Here is a 13,466-nt window from a genome sequence, read left to right as displayed (position 1 = left end):
ACAAAGCCGAACCTCCGGGCCCGGAACAACTTTGTTCTTTCAAGGGGCGTGAACGATAATCGTTCCCACGCCCCTTTTCTTTTACGATGCTCCGATCCGCGTTAAATGCCCTTGCCCTTACGGCCGTGCTCGCCGGAGCCGCTCTTGCGGCCGCACCGAGGGTCGAGAAGGCCGAGCCGCCGAACTGGTGGGCCGGCCATTCGGTCGCAACAGTAAGGATGCTCATTCGCGGAAGCGGCCTCGCCGGTGCCCACGTCATCTCGCCCGCAAAGAGCCTTAAGGTTGGCGGCGTGCGGGTGAATGGATCGGGCGACCATTTGTTTTTTGATATTTCGATCGGAAAAGATGCCCGGCCGGGTAAATATGAGTTCAGGATCGAGACCGCCGCGGGCTCGAAGGCGTTCGGCTGGGAGCTTCTACCGCAGCTTTTGCCGCGCGACCCGAAGGACGAGGTCACGAGCGACGACATCATCTATCTGATAATGACCGACCGCTTTGCGGACGGCGACGAGCGCAACAACAAGGAAGTTGACCGGAAGAATCCCCGCGGCTGGCACGGCGGCGACATTCGCGGTGTCATCTCGCGGCTCGATTATCTGAAGGAACTCGGCATAACGGCCATCTGGCTAACGCCCTGGTACGACAATCCGGACGAGCCGAACACGTGTGCCCAGCCCTGGTGCCCTTATACGAATTATCACGGCTATCATGCCATCGATTACTACGGCGTTGAGAACCACTTCGGGACGATGGCCGACCTTCGCGAGCTTGTAAGCGAGGCACGAAAACGCGGGATCAAGGTGATACAGGACCAGGTCGCGAACCACGTCGGCGTGCAGCACGAGTGGGTGAAGCGGCCGCCGCTCGAGAACTGGTTCTCACCATTCAAGCAGAACACGTTCAACGACTCGGTGCTCTTTTCGCCGAACGCCTCGCCAGCCGAACGCGATATTCTGCTTCGCGGCTGGTTCAACGAATTTCTGCCTGACCTGAATCAGGACGAACCCGAGGTCTCGAAATATCTGATCCAGAACGCACTTTGGTGGATCGGGATGACGGGGATCGACGGCATCCGCCAGGACACGATCCAATACATGCCGCGGACGTTCATCCGCGATTGGTCAACAGCGATCTTGAAGCAGTATCCAAACTTTTATCTCGTCGGCGAGGTGCTTGAGATGGACTCGGCACACCTCGCCTTTTTTCAGGGCGGGAAGACGGGCTGGGACGGTATCGACACCAAATTGCCGAGCGTTTTCGACTTCAATCTTTGGGAAGCTTCGCGTGATGTTTTCACCGGCAAGAAGCCGGCATCGGCGCTCCGCGATGTTCTGAAATACGACGGGCTTTACCCGAACCGCTACCGGCTTACGAACCTGACCGCGAACCATGACATCGACCGCTTTATGTCAACGCCCGGAGCGACGCTCGAAGGAGCGATGATGCACATGGCGTTCACGATGAGCGTCCGCGGCATCCCGCAGATCTATTACGGCGATGAGCTCGCGATGACCGGCGGCCACGATCCGGACAACAGAAAGGACTTCCCCGGCGGCTTTCGCGGCGACCAGCGAAGCGCCTTTTCACGGGAAGGCCGGACCGCAGAAGAACAGCGGATGTTCGAATGGACACGCAAGTGGATGAACGCGCGCCGGGCAAGCATCGCGATGGCGAACGGAACGACTACCGATCTCTTTTACGACAAGGACGCCTATGTTTTTGAGCGGCGTGTTCAACTTGTTGATTGGACCGCGACCAATGTGATCGCCTTCAACTCGGGCGATCAGGAAAAGGTAATCGAGCTAGATTACGCAGTTCCCAGTAGACTGGCTTTGCACGAAGTCGAGTTTGCACCGGTCATCAGCGACCGTGAAAAAATCAAGAGCGACGGAAAGCGGCTGCGGATCACGATGGCTCCGCGAAGTGCTTTCGTTTATGAGATAAAGCCCGCGCTATAGCTTAGGCCGCGGGCGGATTTTCAGGCGGGGACGCCTGCAGTCCAGTCGGGGTATTTGCTCGACGCTAAGCAAGTTTTTTAACTAATGAAATTTCCAAGAGCATCGGGGATATTGCTTCATCCGACGAGCCTGCCGGGCGATTACGGCATCGGCGATCTCGGGCCGGAGGCGTATTCTTTCGTAAATTTTCTTGAGGCCGCCGGGCAGACGTATTGGCAGATCCTGCCGCTTGGGCCGACCGGGTATGGCGATTCGCCGTATCAATGCTTTTCGGCATTTGCCGGCAATCCGCTTTTGATCTCGCCGGAGATGCTAGTCGAGGACGAATTCCTTACGGCCGAGCAGGTCGCCGACCGGCCCGAGTTCCCTGCTCATCGCGTAGATTTCGGCTCGGTCTATGAATGGAAATCGCACTTGCTCCCGCTCGCCTATGAAGGCTTTCAGCACACGACAAGCACGGACATCCGCGGCAAGTTCGAAAAGTTTCAGCACGAGAACGATTGGTGGCTGGAAGACTACGCGACCTACAAAGCGGTCAAAACTTCGCAGAGCCAAAGGCCGTGGTACGAATGGCCGACGCCTCTCAAGCTCCGCGAACCCGGGGCGATGGCCGCCATCCGCGAGCAACTTTTTGACGAGACACAGGCCGAGAAGTTTTATCAATTTCTTTTCTTTCGCCAGTGGGGTTTGCTCAAGGAATATGCGAATAAACATGGTGTGAAGATCATCGGTGATGTGCCGATCTTTGTCGCACTCGATTCGGCCGACGTTTGGTGCAATCAGTCGAAATTTAAGCTGAACCCGGACGGCAGCCCACGGGTCGTCGCCGGTGTACCGCCGGATTATTTTTCCGAGACAGGCCAGCTCTGGGGCAACCCGATCTACGATTGGGAGCAGATGCGTGCCGATGGGTTCAAATGGTGGGTCGCTCGGGTCGAGTTCACGCTCCGAACCGTCGACGTTGTCCGCGTCGATCACTTCCGCGGGTTTGCCGCTTCGTGGGAAGTGCCGGGCAGCGACAAGACGGCTGAAAATGGCCGCTGGGTCGATGTTCCGGGCAAGGAGCTTTTCCAGACTCTTCGCGAGAGCCTCGTCCGCCTGCCGGTGATCGCCGAGGACCTTGGTGTGATCACGCCGGACGTCGAAGAGCTTCGGGACATGTACAGCTTCCCGGGAATGAAGATCCTTCAGTTCGCCTTTGGCGGCGATGCGAAGAACCACGACCTTCCGCACAACTACACGCAAAACTGCGTTGCGTATACCGGCACACACGACAACGACACGACCGTCGGCTGGTGGCTCTCGCAGGCCGGTGCGGGCTCGACCCGCGACGCGGAGGACATCACCCGCGAACACGATTACAGCCTCAAATATCTTTGCACCGAAGGGAGCGAGATACATTGGGACTTTATCCGGGCCGTTTGGGCGAGCGTTGCGGACACGGCGATCACGCCGGTGCAGGACCTGCTCGGCATCGGGACCGAAGGGCGGATGAACCTGCCGGCTTCCGAGTCCGGCAACTGGTTCTGGCGCTTCGAACGCGGCGCGCTGACCGACGAGATCACCGCCCGGCTGCGGGAATTGACGGAAACGTACGGACGGACGGTTTAGACACGGAGACACGGAGAATGAGAGAGAACATGTTTGTAAAAGTTGCAGCGATCAAGCGAGCGCATGCGTTAGAAATTCGGAACAAAAGCTTCTTTTTCGCTGCGTCTTTGCGTCTCTGCGGTTTAATCCTTCTTTTCGCGGTTGCGGCGGCGGCGGCGCAGGCTCCGGCTTTTGAGAAGATCGATCCGCCGAGTTGGTGGGTCGGGAGCACGATCAACCCCGTCCGCGTTCTTATCAAGGGCAAGAACCTCGGCGGTGCGAGGATCGAATCGGCGACGGCGGGAATCACCGCCAGTAACTTCATGTCGAGCGCGAACGGCAACTATCTTTTTGCCGACGTGCGTCTGGCGGAGACCGTTCGGCCGGGAAATTACCAGCTTCGAATTGTTACATCCGCCGGTTCGACGATGGCTCCTTTCGAGGTCTTCACGCCGCAGCAGCGGTTGGGCAACTACAACGGCTTTGCGGTCGATGATGTCATCTATTTCGTCTTCACCGATCGCTTTGCAGATGGTGACCAGGCCAACAACGACCCGCCGAAGTCGAAAGGGCTTTACGACCGAAAAAAGGGCCGACATTATCACGGCGGCGACCTGCAGGGCATCATCGATAAGCTTCCGTATATCAAGTCGCTCGGGGCTACCGCTCTCTGGACGACGCCCGTTTACGATAACGCCGACCGCGAGGACACGCTCGAGGTTTATCCGCCCGAAATGCCGACGACGACCGGATTTCATGGTTACGGAGCGATCGACTTTTACGCCGTTGACGAGCATCTCGGCGATATGGCGAAGCTCAAGGAGTTTGTCCGAAAGGCGCATTTGGCTGGCTTTGTGGTCTTGCAGGATCAGGTCGTAAACCACACCGGGCCGTATCACCCCTGGGCAAACGACCCGCCGACACCGAACTGGTTCAACGGTACCCTTGAAAAGCACGACTCGAACAACTGGCAGAAATGGACGGCGATGAACCCGCGGGCGACCTATCAAACACAGCGGCGGAATATCGACGGCTGGTTCATCGACATACTTCCGGACCTGAACCAGAACAACCCCGAGGTCGAGAAGTACCTTATCCAGAACTCGCTCTGGTGGATCGCCCAGGTTGGCTTTGATTCCATTAGGATGGACACGCTGCCGCACGTGCCGCGAAGCTTCTGGGCAAAATGGGGAGCGGCCGTGCATCGCGAATTTCCGAAAGTGAATATCCTCGGCGAACTTTATGACAGCGATCCGGTTCTGCTTTCGTTCTTCCAGAAAGGCCGCAGGGGCTGGGACGGACTCGACCCCGAGATCGACACGCTTTACGACTTCGGACTTTTCTACCCGATCCGAAATGCCTTCGCCCAAGGTAAGCCGATCCGCGAAGTGCACCAGATGTTTGCCCGCGACTGGATCTATCCGCGATCGGACGTTTTGGTTACCTTCCTCGGACTTCACGATATGCCGCGGTTCATGAATGAGCCGGGTGCGACGACTACGGGGCTAAAACTCGCCCAAACACTGATAATGACCTCCCGCGGAACGCCGCTGCTTTATTACGGCGACGAGATCGCGATGCCCGGCGGAGCCGACCCGGACAACCGGCGAGATTTCCCGGGCGGATTTCCGGGCGACCCGCGAAATGCCTTCACCGCTGCGGGCCGCACCGCCGAGGAAAACGACGTTTGGAATCATCTTGCAAAGCTCGGTGCTCTGAGGAAAGAGCTTGAGCCGCTCCGCCGCGGCCGCTCGCTTGACCTGCTTGATGAAGAGCAGCAATACGCCTATGCCCGGCTGACGGACAAGGCCGCCGTCGTCGTTATCTTTAACAACGACACCAAACCGGCCGAGGTCAGCTTCGACATCACATTCATCAGCAAACAGATACCGGTTGACGGGGTGCTAAAGGACGCTCTCGGCAATCTTGCCGATATAAAAGTGAACGACGGCAAAGTCAAAGCAAAGATCCCGGCCCGGTCGGCAGGAATTTACGTAACGAAATAGCGGCTGGAGAAATTTATGGAAAACAAACCACGGCTGACATTTTGGCAGATCTGGAACATGAGTTTCGGATTTCTCGGCATTCAATTCGGTTGGGGCTTGCAGATGGCGAATATGTCGCCGATCTACACATACCTCGGTGCCGATGCGGCCAATCTACCGTATCTCTGGCTCGCCGGGCCGCTGACCGGATTGCTGGTACAGCCGATCGTTGGCGCGATGAGCGACCGCACATGGACGCGGCTGGGGCGGCGGCGGCCGTTCTTCCTCGTCGGCGCGATCATTGCCAGCATCTGCCTGGTGCTGATGCCGAACTCGAGCACGCTTTGGATGGCGGCGGGATTGCTTTGGGTGATGGACGCCTCGATAAACATCACGATGGAGCCTTTCCGTGCATTCGTCGGCGACAAGCTTGCCGAGGAACAGCGGACGCTCGGTTTCGTGATGCAGTCGTTTTTCATTGGCATCGGCTCGACGCTCGCCAACGCATTGCCTTACATCCTCACATGGGCCGGAGTCGTCGGCATAATGAAAAGCGGTATTCCGTACTCGACGCTGATCGCCTTTATCGTCGGTGCCGCGGCATTTCTCGGTGCGGTGCTTTGGACCGTCTTCACGACCGATGAAACACCGCCGGAAGACATCGAGGCCTTCCGGAAAAAGAACGCCGAGGGCAGCATTGTCGGCAATATTTTCAAAGAGATCTCGGGCGCCATCGGCGATATGCCGACGACGATGAAGCAGCTCGCGGTCGTGCAATTTTTCACTTGGTTCGCATTGCCATTCATGTGGCAGTTTTACGGCATTACGGTCGCCCGCCATGTTTTCGGAGCGGCCGATGAGACATCCGCGGCGTTCAAGGAAGGAACAGAATGGGGCGGCGTCTGCTTTGCGGTCTATAACTTTGTGTGTTTTCTCGTCGCCTTTGGCATTCCGCCGCTTGCTAACAGGATCGGCCGAAAAGGCGTGCATATTGTTTGTCTCTTGCTCGGAGGCCTTGGGCTGATCTCTACCTATTTTGCGACCGGCCCGTATTTTCTTTTCATAGGGATGGCCGGCGTCGGCATCGCTTGGGCGTCGATCCTTTCAATGCCTTACGTGATCCTGGCCGGTGCGATCAACCCGGCACGCATGGGTGTTTACATGGGCGTCTTTAATCTTTTCATCGTAATTCCGCAGATAGTGCAGAGCTTCCTGACGCCGCAGATCTACAAACCACTTCTCGGCGACAACCCGCTTAACGCCGTAATGCTCGGCGGAGCGTCGCTCATCGTCGCCGCACTGCTTGTGTTCATCGTAAAGGACGTCGGAGCGGCGAAGATCGAAGGCGTTGCGGCCGGCGGTGGGCACTAATGACGAGATAATTACTAATTAGTAATTACTAATTATTAATTAATTTCGGTAAAGAGGGGCTAGATCATGACACATAACAGGGTACCGTTTCTATTCATCACAGTCGTACTGCTTTCAGCACTCACGCTCGCGCAAGTGCAGCCGGTGAGGGATTTTTCAAAGCAGAATGCTCGGCCTTCGCAGGACTGGGTAAAAGATGCGGTGATCTATCAGATATTTCCGCGGCAATACTCGGCCGATGGGAATTTCAACGGCATTACGCGTGACCTCGATCGGCTCAAGACGCTCGGCGTCGATGTGCTCTGGCTGATGCCCATCCATCCGATCGGCGAGGCGAAGCGGAAAGGCACGGTCGGCTCGCCCTATTCGGTCAAAGACTTTTACGCGATCAATCCGGACTACGGCACGCCCGAAGACCTCAAACGCCTCGTTGCCGAATCGCACCGCCGCGGGATGAAGGTGATCATCGACATCGTCGCCAACCACACGGCGTGGGACAGCGTGATGATGAAAACGCCGGCATTTTACACGCGCAACGCGCAAGGCGAGATCGTCGCTCCGGTGCCGGACTGGGCAGACGTCGCGGACCTGAACTACGACAATCCCGAGCTTCGCAAATACATGATCGAGATGCTGAAGTTCTGGGTGCGGGAGTATGACCTTGACGGCTTTCGCTGCGACGTCGCCGGATTTGTCCCGACCGATTTTTGGGAAACGGCCCGTGCCGAGGTCGATAAGGTCAAGGCCGATACGCTCTGGCTCGCCGAGTGGGAATCGCCGGACCTGATGGCCAACGCCTTTAACCTCGACTACTCGTGGGCGATGCACGCAATGCTCGACAAGATGCTCCACGGCCAGATGCCGGCCTACGAGCTCCGGAAGGTTTGGGAAGACCAGGCGGCGAAGTTCCCTCGCGGCAGCCTACGAATGCGGTTCTCTGATAACCACGATGAGCGTCGAGCGATCGCCCGCTTTGGCGAGAAAGGAGCGCTTGCCGCACAGGCACTTGTCTTTACGCTCGATGGAATTCCGCTCATCTATAACGGAATGGAGGCGGGCGACACCACCGAATCGGGTGCTCCGGCACTCTTTGAAAAGCGGCCGATCTTTTGGCAATTTGCCGAGCGGCGGCCGGATATGGTCAAGTTTTATCCGGCGATGATCGCTTTGCGAAAGTCGTCTAACGCTCTCCGCCGCGGTGAGTTGCGGTGGATGAAGAATTCGGACGAGGCTCGAATCGTAACCTTCGCCCGCCGTACCGGTACGGAAGAGATCGTGGTCGCGATAAATATGGCGAGCACGCCTTTCGTGGGGACACTTGAAGCGAGCGGCACCTTTGAAGAGTTGACGCCAAATGCACCGGAGAGGACCGTTGCACTCCCGGCCATCAGCCTTGAGGGTCACGGGTTCAGGATCTTCCGGCGGAAGAGCTAGGCACGCGGACAAGGCGACGCGGGGACGCGAAACTTGTGTCTTGAAATTGCATCCTGTTTGAAACGCCTTTGGGTTACAATTCATCGCGAAGGAGTCAACCAACAATATGAAGCTCGCGATAACGCTTTTCTTCTCCCTTAGCTCGATATTTTCGTGCGGGGGCGCCGCACCGACGGCGAACAATGCCGCCCCGGCAGCAACGCCTGCTGCTGAGGCAAAGACCGGCGAGGCCGGCGATGCGACCTCTGCGGATCCGCCCCAAACCGGCCCGCGGACGGTGATGGATTTCTTTGCCCTTCTTCCGGACGAATACTTCACGCTTGAAGGCTGCGACCGGGCGAAGGACAAAGGCTGCAAAAAAGCTCGTGCCGAATATCTAAAGACGTTCACCGAGGTCGAAGACATAAAGAACGGCTATTTCAAGGGCGGCTGCGACGGCGCCCAGAGCTGCATCGAGATGGCCATCTTCAAAAAGCCGGACGGCACCTATCTGGTCGGAGTCGCGACCTTTGCCGAGATGATGAGCGATTTTCATTTCCTCGAGTACCGCGGCGGGAAATGGGAGGACGTCTCGCTCGTCGCCGTGCCGGACTATAACAAAAAGCATTGGTACGAACTTCCCCGCGTCGGCACGACGATGAAGGTCTTCGCGAAAAAGATCGTTGAAGAAACCACCGATTTCGAGATCAGCGAAAAGGGAAAACTGCTCTACGAACTCGCATGGCGGGAAGGAAAGTTCGAGAGAAAGTAAGACGCGGAGACAAGGGGGAGGTTTTACAGGATGGATAGGATAGACATGATTTTTGGAACGCTCAACAGTAGTAGGATCTTTCGATCAGCATCCTTTTTATCCTGTATATCCTGTTTGCGAAATAGTTTCCTTCTCTCGGTCGCGGCGGTGATCTTCGCCGTGGCGGTTTCGGGGCAGACGGTCGCTCCGGGTGGCCCGGGCAAAGATGCCCAGTGGGCGACCGCCGCGAAGCAGGGCGTCGGGACATCGGCGACCACCGAGAGCAAGGTCTGGTTCACACTCGCACAGGGCGTGATGACCGAGGTCTATTACCCGGACGTAACGGTCGCCAATGTGCATTTGCTCCAGTTCGTCGTCGTCAATCCAAAAACAAAAAAGGTCGAGACCGAGCAGGACGACGCCTTCCACCAGATCCGCGTAACCCGGCCGGATTCGCTGACCTTTCAGCAGATCAATACGGCGAAGTCCGGCGAGTGGAAGATAACGAAGACGTACGTGACCAATCCGGAGAACGATTCGGTGCTGATCGACGTCAAATTCGAGCCGAGAAATAGGGAACTTAGAATTTATCTGTACTATGACCCATCTATCGGGAATTCGGGAATGGGTGACTCTGCTTCAAATACCATGGTCGGACATTTCGGTTCAGATAAATCCTATCCGTTAGCTTTACTGGCTGAAGACAAACAAATTGCTTCGGCCATCGTTTTTGACGGGGAAATGACTGGACTTGATGAAATATCAAACGGCTTTCTCGACACCAGCGATGGTTTGATGGAACTAAAGAAAGACGGAAAGTTATCAAATGGATTTAATACAAGAGCGGTCAACGGGAATATTGTTCAGGTCGCAAAAGTACCGATATTCAGCGGCTCAAAGAATTTTACCGTCGTTTTGGGTTTCGGAAAAGATACAAAAGAGGCTTTAGCAATCGCTAATGAGTCCGAAGAAAAAGGTTTTGTAAGATGTCTCGCCGAGTATGAAAAAGGCTGGGCGGATTATGTGAAGACGCTGCCGAAGGTCGATGCGAAGTATCAGGCGCAGTTCAACATGGCGGCGATGCAGCTTAAGGCGCATGAGGACAAGGCGAATCCGGGAGCGAATATTGCCTCGATGAGCGTGCCGTGGGGCGGCGGGGCGAACGCGAACGAGCCGAACATCGGCGGCTATCATCTCGTTTGGTCGCGGGATCTTTATCAGGTATTTACGGCATTTATGGCGATCGGCGACCGTCCCGCGGCAGAGCGTGCCCTCGATTTTCTCTTTAAGGTACAGCAAAAACCGGACGGCAGTTTCCCTCAAAATTCGTGGCTCGACGGGCGGCCGTTCTGGGGTTCGCTGCAGATGGACGAGGTCGCCTATCCGCTAATAATGGCCTATGAGCTGAAGCGGTTCGATAAGGCAACGTGGGAAAACCACGTCAAAAAAGCGGCCGATTTCATCGTCAAGAACGGCCCCGCGACGCCGCAGGAACGCTGGGAAGAAGAGGCAGGCTATTCGCCCTCGACCATCGCGGCCGAGATCGCGGGCCTCGCCTGCGCGGCCGAGATTGCCCGGCGAAATGGCGACACGGCCTCGGCCGAGCTTTATCTAAAGACCGCCGACGAATGGGAAGCGAACATCGAGAAATGGACCGCGACAACGACCGGCAAATACGGCGACGGCAACTACTACCTCCGCATAACGCAGAACGGCAAACCCGACGCCGGCGATAAGATCGAGCTCAACAACGGTGCCGGCACGTTTGATGAACGCGACATCGTCGATGCCGGTTTCCTCGAACTCGTCCGGCTTGGCATCCGCCGTGCGGACGACCCGCTGATAATGAAATCGCTGAAGGTGATCGACGAGGTCATCAAGGTCGATACGCCGAACGGCCCGGCGTTCTATCGCTACAATAACGACGGCTACGGCGAAATGCCGGACGGCCGCCGCTGGAACTGGGATGGGAAATACACGGGCAAGGGCAGGCTCTGGGTTCTGCTTTCAGGCGAACGCGCGCAGTATGAGTTGGCTCTTCATCTCCGGTATCTACAGTTGTATAACGAACGCGACATGCGACCGCTTGACAAGCGTGAAACGCCGCAGCCACCTGCCAAGCCATCGATCAAATATCTGCAGTTGGCTCAGTCCCGGCTAGACAACATGCTCGCTTTCGCGAATGAAGGCCTGATGATCCCCGAGCAGGTTTGGGACAAGAAAGAGACGCCGAAGAACATCGACAAGCAGTTCATTCCCGAGCTGAAATTTGGCGAAGGAACGGGCTCGGCGACGCCGCTTGCTTGGTCGATGGCGCAGTTCATTCGGCTCGCGACCAACCTGAAAGCCGGCCGAAACCTCGACACGCCCGACGTCGTCTATCAGCGCTACGCCGGCCGGCGGCGGTGATCATGCCCGGAGCATCTCTCGCCAGCCTTCGTAGATCATCACCATCGCGAAGGTATCGAGCTCGCAATATTTGAGCAACGCCCTGATGATCTCACCGCGTTCGTATTCGGTCATGTCCTCAAATTGCAGACGTGCATAGGCCGTCATCGCCGCTCCGCCTTCGTTGAGCATATCGCTCTCGCTCAAAAGTTCCAGATCATCCTCGGGAACGTCCGCGAACATCCGCGGCAGCCGCTGATAAGGGTCGATGACGACGCCCTCTTCGTGTACGATCCATGCCCACCGCTCGAAGTTTCGGCTCGGGATATGATCATCGTCGCCATAGATCGGCAGCGCGTATTTCTCCTGCAGAAACTCGGAGGCGTTCAGGATCGCCGGCAGCACCTTCTTGATCGAGTTAGAACCGCCCGTATAGGGGTCGTAGAAGTACCGTTTTACGAGCTCGAGCTGATCGACCATCTTCCGCTCGCCTTCCCACGTCTCGGCCGAGTCCTTCCCGGAAACGGTTATCGAGCGGATGAACTCGCAAAGCTCTTCGCGGTCAGGGACGTCGCTCGGGTCCTCGCGAAGCTGGCGATAGATCATGTTCAGGTAGCTGTTCTCATGTGCGGCATAGCGGAAAATTGTGCCCGAGTCGCCTTCGAGCGCGGCCTTCAGTTCCCTGGCGAAAGCGTAGTTCGGAAACGTCCCGCGATCGGTGTTGACGTATTCACCGGCGTGGCGAATGCTGCCGTCGGCTTCGACCACGTGGTGAGAGAATTGGAAGGCGATGCCCTCATATGGCCGGCGGCCTTTGTTGAACGGGATCGCCGGGGTCGCCGTCTCAAAGTCGATGAAGTGGAGCGGAAACTTCCACGACTCCATCTCGCGGGCGAGGTTATCGGCGTCGATGTAGAACGAGCCGTCGCCGCTTACGGCCCTGCTCACCTGCAGCCATTGCCTCTCGTTGCGGGAAAGCCCCGGGCGGTCGTCGGCCTTCGAGCCGATGTCGTCCTCGGTGATCGCCGCGAGCTTGATCTTGCCCGCCGCGATCATCTTGTCCTTTTGCCGGTAATCCCAGATGTCGAGCACGGTTGGCTCTTCGAAGTCGGCATCCGTCCAGCCGAGTTGCGCACGCCAGCACTCCTTAAAGCCGCTCTTCAGGCCCTCGGCCTCGTCCTCGGGCGTCGCAATGAACTCACACCCTTTGCACTTTTGCCCGATCGGCGAAGGGATCTTCTCATCGCGTTCGTAGCTCGCAGCAAATAGCGAAACCCGCTCGGCAAACGAAAGCGGGTCAGCCGGCCTCGTGTCCTCGTTGGCAAAAATGCGTTCGCATTCCTCATCGACCGGGACAAGGCAGAGGAGCTTCGTTTCGAGCTCGGCTTCGCTAAGCGGCTCGACCAGCTTTGCCGACTTTCGCTCGCCTTCCCTCGCGATGCGTATCTTCTGGTTAAGCCCGTCGGTCGGGCAAACGGCCGCCTTGTCCGTCATCATCAAAAACGCCGCGACCTCGTAGCCGGGGAACGCATTCTGAACGACGTATTTCTGAAAAGCTATGTCGTAAAGATACGGCTTCCACGCCGAACTTATCCCGCCGCGCTTGCCGAAAAAGGCATCGCCCTCTTTGTCGTAAGACTTCGACTTTACCTCGATCACCTCGATGCGGTTGCCCGAGAGCCGAAGGATATCGACGCGAATGAAGAGATTTTCGAAGCGGACGGCGGCCTCAAAGATGGTCGCCTCGCCGGTCGCAAGGAGTTCATTGGTCGCGGCAAGAGCTTCCTCATAACCGAGCGCCTTGATATCGACGCCATCGGGGTAATAGGCCTTTGCCAGCTCGCCGATCTGAAAGCCGCCCTCGGCAAGGGCTAGCAGAAACGGGTCGTCGATGTTCTGGTTCGCGTACTCGTCTTCCTTGCCCGTGTAAAAGAGCTTCGTCGGGCAATCGACTGCGAGCTTAAATCTTGATTTCGTGAGATATCGCGGCTTTGTCATAGGGATGGTCGG

At 57.1% G+C, this 13,466-nt stretch carries 8 protein-coding genes; 7 read left to right on the top strand and 1 reads right to left on the bottom strand.

Translation table 11 applies throughout. The annotated features are described in order from the left end of the window. Window positions 1–86 precede the first annotated feature (86 nt). From IPM21_07940 to IPM21_07910, 7 genes are all read left to right on the top strand, one after another. On the top strand, window positions 87–1,958 hold the full coding sequence (locus IPM21_07940; protein ID MBK9163827.1) for a cyclomaltodextrinase N-terminal domain-containing protein: 1,872 nt from the start codon (window positions 87–89) through the stop codon (window positions 1,956–1,958). Between the two features lie 84 nt (window positions 1,959–2,042). Then, window positions 2,043–3,569, top strand: a complete 1,527-nt coding sequence (gene malQ, locus IPM21_07935) for a 4-alpha-glucanotransferase (GenBank protein ID MBK9163826.1) — start codon at window positions 2,043–2,045, stop codon at window positions 3,567–3,569. A gap of 29 nt (window positions 3,570–3,598) precedes the next feature. After that, window positions 3,599–5,554 (top strand): cyclomaltodextrinase N-terminal domain-containing protein, encoded by a 1,956-nt coding sequence (locus IPM21_07930; GenBank protein MBK9163825.1) that lies wholly within the window; start codon window positions 3,599–3,601, stop codon window positions 5,552–5,554. Between the two features lie 57 nt (window positions 5,555–5,611). Then, entirely contained in the window at window positions 5,612–6,904 is a 1,293-nt protein-coding gene (locus tag IPM21_07925; GenBank protein MBK9163824.1) for an MFS transporter, read from the top strand. A gap of 66 nt (window positions 6,905–6,970) precedes the next feature. Further along, window positions 6,971–8,338 carry an alpha-amylase gene (locus IPM21_07920; GenBank protein MBK9163823.1) on the top strand — a complete coding sequence of 456 codons (1,368 nt, stop codon included), beginning with the start codon at window positions 6,971–6,973 and terminating at the stop codon, window positions 8,336–8,338. 106 nt (window positions 8,339–8,444) lie between these two features. Continuing rightward, window positions 8,445–9,089: a hypothetical protein gene (locus IPM21_07915; GenBank protein ID MBK9163822.1), complete on the top strand. Its 645-nt coding sequence runs from the start codon at window positions 8,445–8,447 to the stop codon at window positions 9,087–9,089. A 114-nt stretch (window positions 9,090–9,203) separates the two neighbouring features. Next, the gene (locus IPM21_07910; GenBank protein ID MBK9163821.1) at window positions 9,204–11,477 is read left to right on the top strand and encodes a glucoamylase; all 2,274 of its coding nucleotides are present in this window, start codon (window positions 9,204–9,206) and stop codon (window positions 11,475–11,477) included. Here IPM21_07910 and IPM21_07905 read toward each other — a convergent pair whose 3' ends face one another. Next, on the bottom strand, window positions 11,478–13,454 hold the full coding sequence (locus tag IPM21_07905) for a DUF2779 domain-containing protein (protein MBK9163820.1): 1,977 nt from the start codon (window positions 13,452–13,454) through the stop codon (window positions 11,478–11,480). Window positions 13,455–13,466: the final 12 nt, after the last annotated feature.

Source organism: Acidobacteriota bacterium, from assembly GCA_016716435.1.
Taxonomy (GTDB): domain Bacteria; phylum Acidobacteriota; class Blastocatellia; order Pyrinomonadales; family Pyrinomonadaceae; genus OLB17.
Note: the sequence above shows the minus strand (reverse complement) of the source record. Positions and strands in the feature narration are given on the sequence as shown.

Coding starts and splice junctions, on each gene's coding strand:
- IPM21_07905 (MBK9163820.1), bottom strand. CDS start 13,454: ATGACAAAGCCGCGATATCTCACGAAATCAAGATTTAAGCTCGCAGTC.
- IPM21_07930 (MBK9163825.1), top strand. CDS start 3,599: ATGTTTGTAAAAGTTGCAGCGATCAAGCGAGCGCATGCGTTAGAAATT.
- IPM21_07915 (MBK9163822.1), top strand. CDS start 8,445: ATGAAGCTCGCGATAACGCTTTTCTTCTCCCTTAGCTCGATATTTTCG.
- IPM21_07925 (MBK9163824.1), top strand. CDS start 5,612: ATGAGTTTCGGATTTCTCGGCATTCAATTCGGTTGGGGCTTGCAGATG.
- malQ (MBK9163826.1), top strand. CDS start 2,043: ATGAAATTTCCAAGAGCATCGGGGATATTGCTTCATCCGACGAGCCTG.
- IPM21_07940 (MBK9163827.1), top strand. CDS start 87: ATGCTCCGATCCGCGTTAAATGCCCTTGCCCTTACGGCCGTGCTCGCC.
- IPM21_07920 (MBK9163823.1), top strand. CDS start 6,971: ATGACACATAACAGGGTACCGTTTCTATTCATCACAGTCGTACTGCTT.